Origin of the sequence: Parvibaculum sp. (assembly GCF_035325945.1) — a bacterium.
GTDB lineage: Bacteria > Pseudomonadota > Alphaproteobacteria > Parvibaculales > Parvibaculaceae > Parvibaculum.
Genome location: NZ_DAOKYX010000027.1, coordinates 1 through 12,627 on the forward strand (window position 1 = coordinate 1; position 12,627 = coordinate 12,627).

General features: G+C 62.5%; 25 protein-coding genes. All 25 read left to right on the forward strand.

From position 1 onward, the window contains the following. The first annotated feature begins 116 nt into the window (after positions 1 to 116). The 25 genes from rpsJ (at position 117) to rpsK (ending at position 12,603) form a co-directional block, all read left to right on the forward strand. The gene (gene rpsJ / locus PKA57_RS11890; protein WP_012111657.1) at positions 117 to 425 is read left to right on the forward strand and encodes a 30S ribosomal protein S10; all 309 of its coding nucleotides are present in this window, start codon (positions 117 to 119) and stop codon (positions 423 to 425) included. 48 nt (positions 426 to 473) lie between these two features. Beyond that, positions 474 to 1,184, forward strand: coding sequence for a 50S ribosomal protein L3 (gene rplC, locus PKA57_RS11895; RefSeq protein WP_324300821.1), 711 nt, complete (start codon positions 474 to 476; stop codon positions 1,182 to 1,184). After that, positions 1,184 to 1,804 carry a 50S ribosomal protein L4 gene (gene rplD, locus PKA57_RS11900; RefSeq protein ID WP_324300823.1) on the forward strand — a complete coding sequence of 207 codons (621 nt, stop codon included), beginning with the start codon at positions 1,184 to 1,186 and terminating at the stop codon, positions 1,802 to 1,804. The genes rplC and rplD overlap by 1 nt, the downstream gene beginning before the upstream one ends. Further along, entirely contained in the window at positions 1,801 to 2,091 is a 291-nt protein-coding gene (locus PKA57_RS11905; protein WP_324300825.1) for a 50S ribosomal protein L23, read from the forward strand. The genes rplD and PKA57_RS11905 overlap by 4 nt, the downstream gene beginning before the upstream one ends. A 16-nt stretch (positions 2,092 to 2,107) precedes the next feature. Then, positions 2,108 to 2,941, forward strand: coding sequence for a 50S ribosomal protein L2 (rplB, locus tag PKA57_RS11910; protein WP_324300826.1), 834 nt, complete (start codon positions 2,108 to 2,110; stop codon positions 2,939 to 2,941). 11 nt (positions 2,942 to 2,952) lie between these two features. After that, positions 2,953 to 3,231 carry a 30S ribosomal protein S19 gene (rpsS, locus tag PKA57_RS11915; protein WP_324300827.1) on the forward strand — a complete coding sequence of 93 codons (279 nt, stop codon included), beginning with the start codon at positions 2,953 to 2,955 and terminating at the stop codon, positions 3,229 to 3,231. Between the two features lie 3 nt (positions 3,232 to 3,234). Beyond that, positions 3,235 to 3,615, forward strand: coding sequence for a 50S ribosomal protein L22 (rplV, locus tag PKA57_RS11920; RefSeq protein ID WP_324300828.1), 381 nt, complete (start codon positions 3,235 to 3,237; stop codon positions 3,613 to 3,615). Next, on the forward strand, positions 3,615 to 4,328 hold the full coding sequence (rpsC, locus tag PKA57_RS11925) for a 30S ribosomal protein S3 (protein ID WP_324300829.1): 714 nt from the start codon (positions 3,615 to 3,617) through the stop codon (positions 4,326 to 4,328). The genes rplV and rpsC overlap by 1 nt, the downstream gene beginning before the upstream one ends. Before the next feature lie 33 nt (positions 4,329 to 4,361). Next, positions 4,362 to 4,781 (forward strand): 50S ribosomal protein L16, encoded by a 420-nt coding sequence (gene rplP, locus PKA57_RS11930; protein ID WP_324300830.1) that lies wholly within the window; start codon positions 4,362 to 4,364, stop codon positions 4,779 to 4,781. A gap of 47 nt (positions 4,782 to 4,828) precedes the next feature. Next, positions 4,829 to 5,032 carry a 50S ribosomal protein L29 gene (rpmC, locus tag PKA57_RS11935; protein WP_324300831.1) on the forward strand — a complete coding sequence of 68 codons (204 nt, stop codon included), beginning with the start codon at positions 4,829 to 4,831 and terminating at the stop codon, positions 5,030 to 5,032. A 10-nt stretch (positions 5,033 to 5,042) separates the two neighbouring features. Next, the gene (gene rpsQ / locus PKA57_RS11940; RefSeq protein ID WP_324300832.1) at positions 5,043 to 5,279 is read left to right on the forward strand and encodes a 30S ribosomal protein S17; all 237 of its coding nucleotides are present in this window, start codon (positions 5,043 to 5,045) and stop codon (positions 5,277 to 5,279) included. Between the two features lie 43 nt (positions 5,280 to 5,322). Next, a complete protein-coding gene (gene rplN, locus PKA57_RS11945) occupies positions 5,323 to 5,691 on the forward strand; it encodes a 50S ribosomal protein L14 (RefSeq protein ID WP_324300834.1) in 369 nt (122 codons plus the stop codon). Further along, a complete protein-coding gene (gene rplX / locus PKA57_RS11950) occupies positions 5,691 to 6,008 on the forward strand; it encodes a 50S ribosomal protein L24 (protein WP_324300836.1) in 318 nt (105 codons plus the stop codon). Before rplN ends, rplX begins: the two co-directional genes overlap by 1 nt. Beyond that, positions 6,001 to 6,558 (forward strand): 50S ribosomal protein L5, encoded by a 558-nt coding sequence (gene rplE / locus PKA57_RS11955; protein ID WP_324300837.1) that lies wholly within the window; start codon positions 6,001 to 6,003, stop codon positions 6,556 to 6,558. The genes rplX and rplE overlap by 8 nt, the downstream gene beginning before the upstream one ends. Before the next feature lie 44 nt (positions 6,559 to 6,602). Beyond that, positions 6,603 to 6,908 (forward strand): 30S ribosomal protein S14, encoded by a 306-nt coding sequence (gene rpsN, locus PKA57_RS11960; RefSeq protein ID WP_324300839.1) that lies wholly within the window; start codon positions 6,603 to 6,605, stop codon positions 6,906 to 6,908. Between the two features lie 10 nt (positions 6,909 to 6,918). After that, positions 6,919 to 7,317, forward strand: coding sequence for a 30S ribosomal protein S8 (rpsH, locus tag PKA57_RS11965; protein WP_324300841.1), 399 nt, complete (start codon positions 6,919 to 6,921; stop codon positions 7,315 to 7,317). A gap of 42 nt (positions 7,318 to 7,359) precedes the next feature. Further along, a complete protein-coding gene (gene rplF / locus PKA57_RS11970) occupies positions 7,360 to 7,893 on the forward strand; it encodes a 50S ribosomal protein L6 (RefSeq protein WP_324300842.1) in 534 nt (177 codons plus the stop codon). A gap of 10 nt (positions 7,894 to 7,903) precedes the next feature. Further along, positions 7,904 to 8,257, forward strand: a complete 354-nt coding sequence (rplR, locus tag PKA57_RS11975; RefSeq protein WP_324300844.1) for a 50S ribosomal protein L18 — start codon at positions 7,904 to 7,906, stop codon at positions 8,255 to 8,257. Positions 8,258 to 8,268: 11 nt separating this feature from the next. Then, complete coding sequence (gene rpsE, locus PKA57_RS11980; RefSeq protein ID WP_324300846.1) at positions 8,269 to 8,829, forward strand: 30S ribosomal protein S5; 561 nt, start codon at positions 8,269 to 8,271, stop codon at positions 8,827 to 8,829. A gap of 37 nt (positions 8,830 to 8,866) precedes the next feature. Then, positions 8,867 to 9,070 (forward strand): 50S ribosomal protein L30, encoded by a 204-nt coding sequence (rpmD, locus tag PKA57_RS11985; protein WP_324300849.1) that lies wholly within the window; start codon positions 8,867 to 8,869, stop codon positions 9,068 to 9,070. A 21-nt stretch (positions 9,071 to 9,091) separates the two neighbouring features. Beyond that, the gene (gene rplO / locus PKA57_RS11990) at positions 9,092 to 9,580 is read left to right on the forward strand and encodes a 50S ribosomal protein L15 (RefSeq protein WP_324300851.1); all 489 of its coding nucleotides are present in this window, start codon (positions 9,092 to 9,094) and stop codon (positions 9,578 to 9,580) included. Positions 9,581 to 9,621: 41 nt separating this feature from the next. Beyond that, positions 9,622 to 10,953, forward strand: coding sequence for a preprotein translocase subunit SecY (secY, locus tag PKA57_RS11995; protein WP_324300853.1), 1,332 nt, complete (start codon positions 9,622 to 9,624; stop codon positions 10,951 to 10,953). Continuing rightward, positions 10,950 to 11,546 carry an adenylate kinase gene (locus PKA57_RS12000; protein WP_324300855.1) on the forward strand — a complete coding sequence of 199 codons (597 nt, stop codon included), beginning with the start codon at positions 10,950 to 10,952 and terminating at the stop codon, positions 11,544 to 11,546. The genes secY and PKA57_RS12000 overlap by 4 nt, the downstream gene beginning before the upstream one ends. Positions 11,547 to 11,785: 239 nt before the next feature. After that, positions 11,786 to 12,154 (forward strand): 30S ribosomal protein S13, encoded by a 369-nt coding sequence (rpsM, locus tag PKA57_RS12005; RefSeq protein ID WP_324300857.1) that lies wholly within the window; start codon positions 11,786 to 11,788, stop codon positions 12,152 to 12,154. 59 nt (positions 12,155 to 12,213) lie between these two features. Further along, complete coding sequence (rpsK, locus tag PKA57_RS12010) at positions 12,214 to 12,603, forward strand: 30S ribosomal protein S11 (RefSeq protein WP_324300859.1); 390 nt, start codon at positions 12,214 to 12,216, stop codon at positions 12,601 to 12,603. The last annotated feature ends 24 nt before the right edge of the window (positions 12,604 to 12,627 follow it).

Here is a 12,627-nt window from a genome sequence, read left to right on the forward strand (position 1 = left end):
CGTGAAGGCGGCCGCACCGTCGGCGCCGGCGTCGTCTCCAAGGTGTTGAAGTAATATTTACGGGGCGCGGACAGCCCGCGCCCCGCTTTATTCGGCCGACAGGCACGAGGACGAAAATGCAAAGGCAGAAGATTCGCATCCGGTTGAAAGGTTTCGATCACCGCGTGCTCGACGTTTCGACGCGGGAGATCGTCAACACGGCGAAGCGCACTGGCGCTCAGGTGCTGGGACCGATTCCGCTGCCGACGCGGCTTGAGAAGTTCACGGTGCTTCGCGGTCCGCACATCGACAAGAAGAGCCGTGAGCAATTCGAAATTCGGACGCACAAGCGCGTGCTCGATATCGTAGATCCCACCCCCCAGACGGTCGATGCGCTGATGAAGCTCGATCTGGCTGCGGGTGTGGATGTCGAGATCAAGCTCTGATTTTCAGACAAACGAGCCTGATCGCCGATTAGAACGAGGAATGGGACCATGCGTTCCGGAGTGATTGTCAAAAAGGTCGGAATGACCCGCCTGTTCCTGGAGGACGGGCGCCATGTGCCGGTGACGGTGCTGAAGCTCGACAACGTTCAGGTTGTGAGCCAGCGCACGGCCGAGAAGAACGGCTACACAGCGGTACAGCTCGGTGCCGGTCGCGCGAAGGTGAAGAACGTCGCGCGCGCTCAGCGTGGGCAGTTCGCGCGGGCCGAGGTCGAGCCGAAGCTGAAGCTCGTCGAGTTCCGCGTCAGCGAAGACAACCTGCTCGATGTGGGCGCCGAGATCACGGCGGATCATTTCGTCGAAGGTCAGCGCGTCGACGTGAGCGGCACCTCGATCGGTAAGGGCTATGCCGGTGTCATGAAGCGCCACAATTTCGGCGGTCTTCGGGCCACGCACGGCGTCTCGATCAGCCACCGCAGCCACGGTTCGACCGGCCAGCGCCAGGATCCGGGCAAGGTGTTCAAGGGCAAGAAGATGGCCGGCCATCTTGGTGCCGAGCGCGTCACCACGCAGAACGTGGAAGTCGTCCGCACGGATGTCGAGCGCGGCCTGATCATGGTGAAGGGCTCCGTTCCGGGTTCCAAGGGCGGCTGGGTGCTTGTGCGCGACGCCGTGAAGACGAAGTTGCCGGAAGGCGTTCCGACGCCGGGCGCGGTGCGTCGCGCGAATGGCGCTGCGGACGCGCAGAAGGAAGGTGCGTGATGAAAGCCGACGTAACCACACTCGCGGCGACGAAGGCCGGCACGGTCGAGCTCTCGGATGAGGTGTTCGGGCTCGAGCCTCGCGCTGATCTTCTGCATCGCATGGTGAACTATCAGCTCGCCAAGCGGCAGGCCGGGACGCACAAGACGAAGGGCCGTTCGGAAATCTCGCTCACGGGCAAGAAGTTCATGAAGCAGAAGGGTTCTGGCGGCGCCCGTCACGGCGACCGCAAGGCGCCGCAGTTCCGCGGCGGCGGCAAGGCTTTCGGTCCGGTGGTTCGCAGCCATGCGATCGATCTACCGAAGAAGGTTCGCGCGCTCGCTCTGCGTCATGCGCTTTCGTCGAAGGCGAAGAGCGACAACCTCGTTATCCTCGAGGATACGAATGTTGACGCGCCGAAGACGAAGGCCCTGAAGGACGCCTTCGGCAAGCTCGGCCTCAAGTCGGCGCTTTTCATCGACGGCGCCGAGGTGAACGAGAACTTCGCGCTCGCCGCGCGCAACATCCCGAATGTGGATGTGCTGCCGGTGCAGGGTATCAACGTGTATGACATTCTGCGGCGTGAGAAGCTGGTGCTGACCAAAGCCGCGGTCGAGAGCCTGGAGGCTCGCTTCAAATGAACGAGCGTTATTACGACATTATCGTTTCGCCGGTGATCACCGAAAAGGCGACGATGGCCTCGGAAGCGAACCAGGTCATTTTCAAGGTGGCGCCGAAGGCGACGAAGCCGCAGGTCAAGGAAGCCGTCGAAAAGCTTTTCGACGTCAAGGTGAAGGCCGTCAATACGCTGGTGCGTAAGGGCAAGACGAAGCGCTTCCGCGGCGTGGCCGGCAAGCAGAGCGATTTCAAGAAGGCGATCGTGACGCTCGAAGATGGTTTTTCCATCGACGTGACGACCGGTCTCTAATAGAGAAGCTGGACCGATGGCACTGAAGAAGTATAAACCGACCAGCCCCGCGCAGCGTGGCCTCGTGCTGGTCGACCGTTCGGCCCTCCACAAGGGCAAGCCGGTCAAGGCGCTGACGCATGGCCTCACGAAGTCGGGCGGCCGCAACAATCATGGCCGCACGACCGTGTACAATCGCGGCGGCGGTCACAAGCGGACCTATCGCATCATCGACTTCAAGCGCCGCAAATACGACGTGCCGGCGACGGTCGAGCGGCTCGAATACGATCCGAACAGGTCGGCCTTCATTGCCCTCGTGAAGTACGCCGATGGCGAGCTGGCTTATATCTTGGCGCCGCAGCGTCTGGCGGTTGGCGACACGGTAGTGTCGGGCGAGCGTGTGGACGTGAAGCCGGGCAACGCGATGCCGCTTTCGTCGATCCCGGTCGGCACGATCGTGCACAATGTCGAGCTGAAGCCCGGCAAGGGCGGCCAGCTCGCGCGTTCGGCGGGCACCTATGTGCAGCTCGTCGGCCGCGATCAGGGCTACGCGATCCTGCGTCTTTCGTCCGGCGAGCAGCGCCTCGTGCGCGGCGAGTGCATGGGCTCGATCGGTGCGGTGTCCAACCCCGATCACGCCAACATCACGCTCGCCAAGGCTGGCCGTAATCGCTGGCTCGGGAAGCGGCCCGCCGTTCGCGGCGTTGCGATGAACCCGGTCGATCACCCGCATGGCGGCGGTGAAGGCCGCACTTCGGGTGGCCGTCATCCGGTCACTCCGTGGGGCAAGCCCACGAAGGGCAAGAAGACCCGGCAAAACAAGGCGACGGATAAGTACATCCTTCGCAGCCGTCACAAGAAGAAGGGTTGAGGTAGCTCGACATGGCACGTTCCGTCAAAAAAGGCCCCTTCGTCGATGGCTACCTTCTCAAGAAGGCAGAAGCCGCGCGTACATCGGCCCGCAAGGATGTCGTCAAGACGTGGAGCAGGCGCTCCACGATCCTGCCGCAGTTCGTCGGCGTCACCTTTGCCGTGCATAACGGCAAGAAGCACGTTCCTGTGCTCGTGACCGAGGACATGGTCGGCCACAAGCTCGGAGAGTTCGCCCCCACGCGGACGTTCTTCAGCCACTCGGCTGACAAGAAAGCGAAGAAGGGGTAAGTCATGGGCAAACCAGCACATAAGCGCAGGCTTCCCGATAACGAAGCTCAGGCCGTCGGCCGCATGATCCGGGTGAGCCCGCAGAAGCTCAATCTGGTCGCGCAGCTCATCCGCGGCAAGAAGGCGGACACCGCGCTCGCTGACCTGACCTTCTCCAACAAGCGCGTTGCGCGCGACGTGAAGAAGGTGCTGCAGAGCGCCATCGCGAACGCTGAAAACAACCACAGCCTCGATGTCGACGATCTCGTCGTGGCCGAGGCCTATGTGGGCAAGAACCTGGTGCTGAAGCGCTGGCATGCGCGTGCGCGCGGCCGCGTGGGGCGGATCGAGAAGCCCTTCAGCCAGATCACCATCGTTGTACGGCAAGTCGAGGAGCAGGCCTGATGGGTCAGAAAGTCAATCCGATCGGACTGCGGCTTGGCGTCAACCGTACCTGGGATTCCCGCTGGTTCGCGGGGCGTCAGGAGTACGGCAAGCTTCTGCACGAAGACATCAAGATCCGCGAGTTCCTGGGCAAGACGCTCAAGCAGGCCGGTATCTCGAAGATCGTCGTCGAGCGTCCGCACAAGAAGTGCCGCGTGACCATTCACACGGCGCGCCCGGGTGTGGTGATCGGCAAGAAGGGCGCCGACATCGAGAAGCTGCGCCGTGATATCGGCAAGCTGACGGCGTCGGAAGTGCACCTCAACATCGTCGAAGTGCGCAAGCCCGAGATCGACGCGACGCTGGTCGCGGAGAACATCGCGCAGCAGCTCGAGCGCCGCGTCGCTTTCCGCCGCGCGATGAAGCGGGCGGTCCAGTCGGCCATGCGTCTCGGCGCCGGCGGGATCCGCATCAACTGCGCCGGCCGCCTCGGCGGCGCGGAGATCGCGCGCACCGAGTGGTACCGCGAAGGCCGCGTGCCGCTGCACACGTTGCGCGCCGACATCGACTATGGCGTCGCCACGGCGAAGACCGCCTATGGCACGTGCGGCGTGAAGGTCTGGATCTTCAAGGGTGAAATCCTCGAGCACGATCCGATGGCCTCCGAGCGTCGCGCTCTCGAGGGCGGCGCCGGTGAAACGGGTGGACGTCAGCGTCGCGAAGAGCGCGCCTGAACACCGAAGAATTGAGCGAAGAGAGTTTCGATCATGTTGCAACCGAAGCGCACTAAGTTCCGCAAGGCTCACAAGGGCCGCATCCATGGCAATGCCAAGGGTGGCACGAACCTCGACTTTGGGGCTTTCGGCCTCAAGGCGCAGGAGCCCGCTCGCGTGACCGCGCGGCAGATCGAAGCGGCGCGCCGCGCGATCACCCGTCACATGAAGCGTGCTGGCCGCGTGTGGATCCGCATTTTCCCGGACGTCCCGGTTTCGAAGAAGCCGACCGAAGTCCGCATGGGTAAGGGCAAGGGCTCTCCGGAGTTCTGGGCTGCCCGCGTGAAGCCCGGCCGGATCATGTTCGAGCTGGACGGTGTGCCGCTGGACGTTGCCGAGGAGGCGCTTCGCCTCGGGGCCGCCAAGCTGCCGATCAAGACGCGGTTTGTGGCCCGTCCCGGCGAGCGCGCCTGAAGCGGAACAAGTCCGCCGGAGCGCGGTTAGAACGAAAGGGTGAGGCCATGAAGGCCAGCGAAGTGAAAGACATGACGCCGGACCAGCTGCAGGACGAGCTCCTGAAGCTGAAGAAGGAGCAGTTCAACCTGCGCTTCCAGGGTGCGAGCGGACAGCTGGAAAAGACCTCGCGCGTGAGGCAGGTGCGCCGCGATATTGCGCGCATCAAGACGATCCAGCGCCAGCGCGAAGTCGCGCAGGTCAAGGGCTGAGGATTTAGAAATGCCGAAGAGAATCCTGCAGGGTGTCGTGGTCAGCGACAAGAACGACAAGACGGTGGTGGTGAGCGTCGAGCGCCGCTTCAGTGACCCGCTGCTCAAGAAGATCGTGCGCCGCTCGAAGAAGTATCACGCGCATGACGAGAGCAACTCGGTGAAGGTTGGCGATGTCGTGAAGATCCGCGAGTGCCGGCCGATGTCGAAGCTGAAGCAGTGGGAAGTATTCAAGGACGAAGCCTGAGCCCGAAGGGTGAAGGCTTCTTCCGAGCAAGGCGGATGAAGTCATGATTCAGCAAGAGACGAACCTCGACGTCGCTGACAATTCAGGTGCGCGCCGCGTGATGTGCATCAAGGTACTGGGCGGCTCCAAGCGGAAGTACGCTTCCGTTGGCGACATCATCGTCGTCAGCATCAAGGAGGCGATCCCGCGCGGCAAGGTGAAGAAGGGCGACGTGATGAAGGCCGTCGTGGTTCGTACCGCGAAGGAAATTCGTCGGGTCGACGGCAGCGTGATCCGTTTCGATCGCAACGCTGCGGTTCTCATCAATGCCCAGGGCGAGCCCATCGGCACCCGCATCTTCGGCCCGGTGACACGCGAGCTCAGGGCAAAGAACCACATGAAGATCGTTTCGCTCGCGCCGGAGGTGCTTTGATGGCTGCGAAAATCAAGAAGGGCGACAAGGTCGTCGTCCTTACGGGAAGGGACAAGGGCAAGAAGGGCGCAGTGCTTGCCGTCTACCCGAAAGAGAACAGGGCGCTCGTTCAGGGCGTGAATATTGTAAAGCGTCACACGAAGCCGTCGCAGACCTCGACGGGCGGCATCGTCTCGCGCGAAGCGTCGATCGACCTGTCTAACCTCGCGATCGAGGACCCGAAGACCGGCAAGCCGACGCGAGTTGGATTCAAGACGCTGGAAGACGGCCGCAAGGTTCGTTTCGCCAAGGCGTCGGGAGAAACGATCGATGGCTGAAGCTCAGTACACACCGCGCCTTAAAGCGGAGTATCTGGCGAAAATTCGCCCGGTAATGCAGGAGCGGTTCCAGTACCGCAACATCATGCAGGTGCCGCAACTCGACAAGGTCGTGATCAATATGGGCGTCGGCGAGGCCGTCGGCGACTCCAAGAAGGTCAAGAGCGCGTTCGAGGATCTTCAGGCGATCGCCGGCCAGCGGCCGGTCATCACCAAGGCGAAGACGTCCATCGCGAGCTTCAAGCTCCGTGAGCACATGCCGATCGGTGTGAAGGTCACGCTGCGCAAGGATCGCATGTACGAGTTTCTCGACCGCCTGGTGACGGTGGCTCTGCCTCGCGTGCGCGACTTCCGCGGCCTCAATGCGAAGAGCTTCGACGGGCGCGGCAACTACGCCATGGGCCTCAAGGAGCACATCGTTTTCCCGGAAATCGACTACGACAAGGTCGATCAGGTCTGGGGCATGGACATCATTGTCTGCACGACGGCAGGCACGGACGAGGAAGCACGCGAGCTGTTGCGGGCGTTCAATTTCCCGTTCGCAAAGTAGGAATCTTGTGGTTCGCGAAGGGCGTGAACCCGACGGAGGTTTGGATGGCTAAGAAAAGCGCCATTAATAGAGACCAGAAGCGGCGGAAGCTGGCGGCGAAATATGCCGCCAAGCGGGCGAAGCTGAAGGCGATGACGATCGATCAATCCTTGCCGGTCGAAGAGCGCTTCAATGCGCAGCTGAAGCTCGCGGAGCTTCCGCGCAACTCGTCCAAGACCCGTATTCATAACCGCTGCGAGCTGACCGGCCGTAGCAAGTCGTATTACCGCAAGCTGCGCATGTCGCGTATCGCGCTCCGGGACCTCGCGTCCAGGGGGCAGATCCCCGGCATGGTGAAGTCGAGCTGGTGAGGAGACGCGCATGACGATGACCGATCCACTGGGCGATATGATCACGCGCATCCGGAACGCACAGCTCCGGGGCAAAGGCAAGGTGATCACGCCCGCATCGAAGCTTCGCGGCTGGGTGCTCGACGTGCTCGCCGATGAGGGTTTCATCCGCGGCTATGCGAAGGTCGATTATCCGAACGGCAAGAGCGAGTTCGAGATCGAGCTGAAGTACAACGAAGGCGCCCCGGTCATTCAGATGATCGAGCGCGTTTCGACGCCGGGCAGGCGCGTCTACTCGTCGGTGAAGACGATGCCGACGGTACATAACGGCCTCGGGATTTCGATCCTTTCGACGCCGAAGGGCATCATGTCCGACGCGGCGGCGCGCGAGAAGAATGTAGGTGGCGAGGTGCTCTGCCGCGTGTTCTAAAACGCGCAGCAAGCTCCGCCGTACGACGGGAAAGAGACGACCATGTCGCGAATTGGTAAAAGGCCCATCGAGGTCCCGAAAGGGGTGACCGTGACCATCAACGGCCAGGAAGTGGCCGTGAAGGGTCCGAAGGGCGAAATGAAGCTCACGCTCGTCGACGACGTGGCGGTGGAGCAGGGAGCTGACGGCATCAAGGTGACGCCGCGCAACGACTCGCAGCGCGCCCGCGGCATGTGGGGCCTCTCGCGCACCCTCGTGAACAATCTGGTGGTTGGCGTCACGCAAGGGTTCACCGAGACGCTCGAGATCAACGGCGTCGGCTACCGCGCGGCGCTGCAGGGCAAGAACATTCAGCTGAGCCTCGGCTTCAGCCATGAAGTTCTCTACGCGATCCCCGAGGGCATCGAGGTCAAGGTGGCGAAGCCGACCGAAATCTCGATCAGCGGCATCGACAAGCAGAAGGTCGGCCAGGTGGCGGCGGAAATCCGTTCCTACCGCGAGCCGGAGCCTTACAAGGGCAAGGGCGTGAAGTACGCCGGCGAATTCATCTTCCGCAAGGAAGGCAAGAAGAAGTGAGCGGATGGCTATGAGCAAAGTGAAGAATCTTCATCAGCGCCGGACGCAGCGGAACCGCACCAAGCTCGCGATGATCGCGAACGGACGTCCGCGGCTCTCAGTGTTCCGTTCTTCGAAGCACATCTACGCCCAGGTCATCGACGACGCGCAGGGCGTCACGCTGGCATCCGCCTCCTCGCTGGAAGACGGGTTCGCCTCGAAGGGCGGCAATGTCGACGGTGCGGCGGTTGTCGGCAAGCTCGTCGCGGAGCGTGCGCTTGAAAAGGGCGTCAAGGACGTGGTTTTCGATCGCGGCGGATACATCTACCACGGGCGTGTGAAGGCGCTCGCTGACGGCGCCCGCGAAGGCGGTCTCAATTTCTGAAGGATTTGACAGTGGCACGCGAAAGAACACGAGAGCGGGACCGGGAAGAGCGCGACAGCGAGTTTGTGGACAAGCTGGTCCACATCAACCGCGTCGCGAAGGTGGTGAAGGGCGGCAAGCGCTTCGGTTTTGCGGCGCTCGTCGTTGTCGGTGACCAGAAGGGCCGTGTCGGCTTCGGCCATGGCAAGGCGCGCGAGGTTCCCGAGGCGATCCGCAAGGCGACCGATGCGGCGAAGCGCGCGATGATCCGCGTGCCGCTGCGCGAAGGGCGCACGCTGCATCACGACGTCGATGGGCGTCATGGCGCGGGCCGCGTGGTTCTGCGTGCGGCGCCGGCCGGTACCGGGATCATCGCCGGCGGTCCGATGCGTGCCGTTTTCGAGACGCTGGGTGTGCAGGACGTGGTGGCGAAGTCGCTGGGCTCCTCGAACCCCTATAACATGGTGCGCGCGACCTTCGACGCGCTGAAGCACGAGCAGAGCCCGCGCATGGTCGCTGCTCGTCGCGGCAAGAAGGTGAGCGAGATCGTCGGCCGTCGTGCCGATGGCGCCGGTGAAGCCCTGTCTGAGTAAGTCAGGCGGAACGAACTAAAGTCAGAGGAACCGAGATATGTCGGCGAAGAAGACAGACGGCAAGACCGTAACCGTCCAGCAGATCGGCAGCCCGCTCAGGCGGCAGCCCGGCCAGCGGGAAACGCTGATCGGTCTCGGCCTCAACAAGATGAATCGGACGCGTACGCTGACGGATACGCCGGCGGTGCGCGGGATGATCAGCAAGGTGGCCCATCTCGTCCGTGTCGTGGACGAGGCGTAAGGTTTGCGAGGCGAGAGAGAGATGACGACGCTCAATACAATCAGCGACAATCCGGGCGCCCGCAAATCGCGCATTCGCGTCGGCCGTGGTATCGGTTCGACGAAGGGCAAGACCGGCGGACGTGGCGTGAAGGGACAGAAGTCCCGTTCCGGCGTGGCGGTGAAGGGGTATGAAGGCGGCCAGATGCCGATCCACATGCGCCTGCCGAAGCGCGGTTTCAAGAATCCGTTCCGGCTCGACTTCAACGTGCTGAACCTCGACCGGGTTCAGGCGGCGGTGGATGCGGGCAAGCTCGACGCCAAGGCCAAGGTTGATGCCGAGGCCCTGGTGAAGGCCGGCGTGATCCGCCGCGCCAAGGACGGCGTCAGGCTTCTCGGCCGGGGCGAGCTCAAGGCGAAGCTCGCATTCGAGGTCGCCGGCGCGTCGGAAGGCGCGAAGGCCGCCGTCGAGAAGGCGGGCGGTTCGGTGACGATCATCGCGCCGAAGGCGGAAGCGGCTACGGCCGAGTAAGGGCTCCGGTCTGACCGGCGGCCACACAGGGTTAGGCGGATATGGCATCAGCGGCTGAACAGCTCGCAGCAAATCTCAACTTCGCGGCCTTTGCTAAGGCGGATGAGTTGAAGAAGCGTCTGTGGTTTACGCTTGCGGCGCTGGTCGTCTACCGCCTCGGAACCTATATCCCTCTCCCCGGCATCAATCCGGCGGAGCTGGCGAAGCTCTTTCACCAGCAGCAGACGGGTATTCTGGGCGTCTTCGACATGTTCGCGGGCGGCGCGGTCAGCCGCATGGCGATCTTCGCGCTCGGGATCATGCCTTACATCTCGTCCTCCATTATCATTCAGCTCATGACTTCGGTTTCGAAGAAACTGGAGGAGCTGAAGAAGGAAGGCGAGCAGGGCCGCAAGATCATCAACCAATACACGCGCTACGGAACGGTGATGCTGGCGGCGATCCAGGGCTATGCGATCGCCGTGGGCCTCGAAGGCGCGCAGCATGTCGTCACCGATCCGGGGATGTTCTTCCGCATCGAGACGACGATCACGCTGGTTGGCGGCACCATCTTCCTGATGTGGCTGGGCGAGCAGATCACCTCGCGCGGCGTCGGCAACGGCATTTCGCTGATCATCTTTGCGGGTATCGTGGCGACGCTGCCGCAGGCGCTGCTCGGCACGCTGGAACTCGGCCGCCAGGGCGCGCTGTCGTCGGGTGCGATCCTCATGGTCGGCGTGATGGTCGTCCTCGTCATCATGGCGATCGTCTTTGTCGAGCGTGCCCAGCGCCGGCTCATCGTGCAGTATCCGAAGCGCCAGGTCGGCAACAAGATGTATGGCGGGGATTCGTCGCATCTGCCGCTGAAGCTCAACACGTCGGGCGTCATTCCGCCGATCTTCGCGTCGTCGCTGCTTCTGCTGCCGATCACTGTGGCGAACTTCTCGGCCGGGCAGGGACCGGAGTGGCTTGGCGTCGTGACGGCGCTGCTCGGTCATGGCCAGCCTCTCTATATGGGGCTCTACGCCGCCGGCATCATCTTCTTCACGTTCTTCTACACGGCCATTGTCTTCAATCCGAAGGAGACGGCCGACAATCTGAAGAAGTATGGCGGGTTCATTCCCGGCATCCGTCCGGGCCAGCGCACGGCTGAATATATCGACTATGTTTTGACCCGGTTGACCGTGGTGGGCGCTGCCTATCTGACGCTGATCTGCCTTCTGCCGGAGTTTCTGGTCACGCAATATAAGGTACCGTTCTATTTCGGCGGTACGTCGCTTCTGATCGTCGTCAGCGTGACCATGGATACGGTCGCGCAGATTCAGAGCCATCTGCTTGCGCACCAGTATGAGGGGCTCATCAAGAAGTCGAAGCTCAGGGGGACGCGTCGATGAAGCTTATTCTTCTCGGACCGCCCGGCGCCGGCAAGGGGACGCAGGCGCAGCGGTTGCAGGAAAGCTACGGTCTCGTGCAGCTCTCCACTGGCGACATGCTGCGGGCGGCCGTCAAGGCGGGAACCGAGGTCGGCAAGAAGGCCGAGGCGATCATGGCGCGGGGCGATCTCGTGCCGGACGAGATTGTCGTCGGCATCATCGCCGACCGGATCGAGCAGCCGGATTGCAAGGCGGGCTACATTCTCGACGGTTTCCCGCGGAACGTCGCCCAGGCCGAGGCCCTCGACAAGATGCTGGCCGGCAAGGGCACGAAGCTTGATGCCGTTGTCCAGCTTGAGGTCAATGACGAGATCCTGCTCGGCCGCATCGAAGGCCGGGCCGCGCAGACGGAAGGCGGTCCGCGCGCGGACGACAATGCCGAGGCGCTGGCAAAGCGGCTTCGGGTGTATCACGAGCAGACCGCTCCGCTCGTCGCCTACTACAAGCAGCGCGGCGTGCTCAGGGGCGTGGACGGGATGAGAGATATCGACGAGGTCACCCGGCAGATCGAAGGGGTCCTCGGGCTTGGAGAGAAAAAAGGGAAATTGGCTTAAGCGGTTGACTGGGTAGGGGTAAAACCTATAATCCCGGCCTTCGCGACGGCACTTTCAGGGCAATACCGGTTGTGGGCCGAAAATTGGCGGAATTCCGCGGATTTTCGGGTGGTTCCAGCCGGGTTTTGACATAGGCGCCGTCTGGAGCGATTCCCCATCTGGTGCGGACCGGGGTGGTTCGCCCTACCAAATGAGGATTGTATCGGGTTTGAGACCGATACGGAGAGCAGGAGAATAAAGTGGCTCGTATTGCTGGCGTCAACATCCCGACAAACAAGCGGGTGCTTATCGCGCTGACCTATATCCATGGCATCGGCAATGCCAAGGCCAAGGAAATCTGCGGGAAGGTCGGCATTCCGGCCGAGCGCCGCGTGAACCAGCTGACCGACAGCGAGGTCATCCAGATTCGCGAAACGATCGATCGCGATTACCTGGTGGAAGGCGATCTGCGTCGTGAAGTCGCGATGAACATCAAGCGCCTCATGGACCTCGGCTGCTATCGCGGCCTGCGTCACCGCAAGGGCCTCCCGGTGCATGGTCAGCGCACGCACACCAATGCGCGCACGCGCAAGGGCCCGGCCAAGGCCATTGCCGGCAAGAAGAAGTAAGAGCCCCATTTTTGTGCCGGGGCGAGTGACGCTCGGGCTAGACGCAAGGTTTGAGATCGATGGCTAAGGAAAAGACCCGGGTTCGTCGCAAGGAACGCAAGAACATCTCGTCGGGCGTCGCCCACGTGAATTCTTCGTTCAACAATACGATGATCACGATCACGGATGCGCAGGGGAACACGATCTCCTGGTCGTCGTCCGGGATGATGGGCTTCAAGGGCTCGCGCAAGTCGACGCCCTTCGCCGCGCAGATGGCGGCGGAAGATGCCGGCAAGAAGGCGATGGAGCATGGGATGCGCACCCTCGAGGTCGAGGTGACGGGTCCGGGTTCGGGCCGCGAGTCCGCGCTGCGTGCACTTCAGTCGATCGGCTTCACGGTGACGACCATTCGTGACGTGACGCCGATCCCGCACAATGGCTGCCGGCCGCCCAAGCGCCGCCGCGTGTAACAGCGTCAATATTTTCGACCTTGG

Excerpts from the sequence above, each read along its gene's own strand:
- rplC (WP_324300821.1), top strand. The coding sequence starts at position 474 with ATGCGTTCCGGAGTGATTGTCAAAAAGGTCGGAATGACCCGCCTGTTC.
- rplX (WP_324300836.1), top strand. The coding sequence starts at position 5,691 with ATGGCTGCGAAAATCAAGAAGGGCGACAAGGTCGTCGTCCTTACGGGA.
- PKA57_RS12000 (WP_324300855.1), top strand. The coding sequence starts at position 10,950 with ATGAAGCTTATTCTTCTCGGACCGCCCGGCGCCGGCAAGGGGACGCAG.
- secY (WP_324300853.1), top strand. The coding sequence starts at position 9,622 with ATGGCATCAGCGGCTGAACAGCTCGCAGCAAATCTCAACTTCGCGGCC.
- rplF (WP_324300842.1), top strand. The coding sequence starts at position 7,360 with ATGTCGCGAATTGGTAAAAGGCCCATCGAGGTCCCGAAAGGGGTGACC.
- rplN (WP_324300834.1), top strand. The coding sequence starts at position 5,323 with ATGATTCAGCAAGAGACGAACCTCGACGTCGCTGACAATTCAGGTGCG.
- rpmC (WP_324300831.1), top strand. The coding sequence starts at position 4,829 with ATGAAGGCCAGCGAAGTGAAAGACATGACGCCGGACCAGCTGCAGGAC.
- rpsC (WP_324300829.1), top strand. The coding sequence starts at position 3,615 with ATGGGTCAGAAAGTCAATCCGATCGGACTGCGGCTTGGCGTCAACCGT.
- rpsN (WP_324300839.1), top strand. The coding sequence starts at position 6,603 with ATGGCTAAGAAAAGCGCCATTAATAGAGACCAGAAGCGGCGGAAGCTG.
- rpsS (WP_324300827.1), top strand. The coding sequence starts at position 2,953 with ATGGCACGTTCCGTCAAAAAAGGCCCCTTCGTCGATGGCTACCTTCTC.
- PKA57_RS11905 (WP_324300825.1), top strand. The coding sequence starts at position 1,801 with ATGAACGAGCGTTATTACGACATTATCGTTTCGCCGGTGATCACCGAA.
- rplP (WP_324300830.1), top strand. The coding sequence starts at position 4,362 with ATGTTGCAACCGAAGCGCACTAAGTTCCGCAAGGCTCACAAGGGCCGC.
- rplD (WP_324300823.1), top strand. The coding sequence starts at position 1,184 with ATGAAAGCCGACGTAACCACACTCGCGGCGACGAAGGCCGGCACGGTC.
- rplR (WP_324300844.1), top strand. The coding sequence starts at position 7,904 with ATGAGCAAAGTGAAGAATCTTCATCAGCGCCGGACGCAGCGGAACCGC.
- rplE (WP_324300837.1), top strand. The coding sequence starts at position 6,001 with ATGGCTGAAGCTCAGTACACACCGCGCCTTAAAGCGGAGTATCTGGCG.
- rpsH (WP_324300841.1), top strand. The coding sequence starts at position 6,919 with ATGACGATGACCGATCCACTGGGCGATATGATCACGCGCATCCGGAAC.
- rpsQ (WP_324300832.1), top strand. The coding sequence starts at position 5,043 with ATGCCGAAGAGAATCCTGCAGGGTGTCGTGGTCAGCGACAAGAACGAC.
- rpsJ (WP_012111657.1), top strand. The coding sequence starts at position 117 with ATGCAAAGGCAGAAGATTCGCATCCGGTTGAAAGGTTTCGATCACCGC.
- rpsK (WP_324300859.1), top strand. The coding sequence starts at position 12,214 with ATGGCTAAGGAAAAGACCCGGGTTCGTCGCAAGGAACGCAAGAACATC.
- rpmD (WP_324300849.1), top strand. The coding sequence starts at position 8,867 with ATGTCGGCGAAGAAGACAGACGGCAAGACCGTAACCGTCCAGCAGATC.
- rplO (WP_324300851.1), top strand. The coding sequence starts at position 9,092 with ATGACGACGCTCAATACAATCAGCGACAATCCGGGCGCCCGCAAATCG.
- rplB (WP_324300826.1), top strand. The coding sequence starts at position 2,108 with ATGGCACTGAAGAAGTATAAACCGACCAGCCCCGCGCAGCGTGGCCTC.
- rplV (WP_324300828.1), top strand. The coding sequence starts at position 3,235 with ATGGGCAAACCAGCACATAAGCGCAGGCTTCCCGATAACGAAGCTCAG.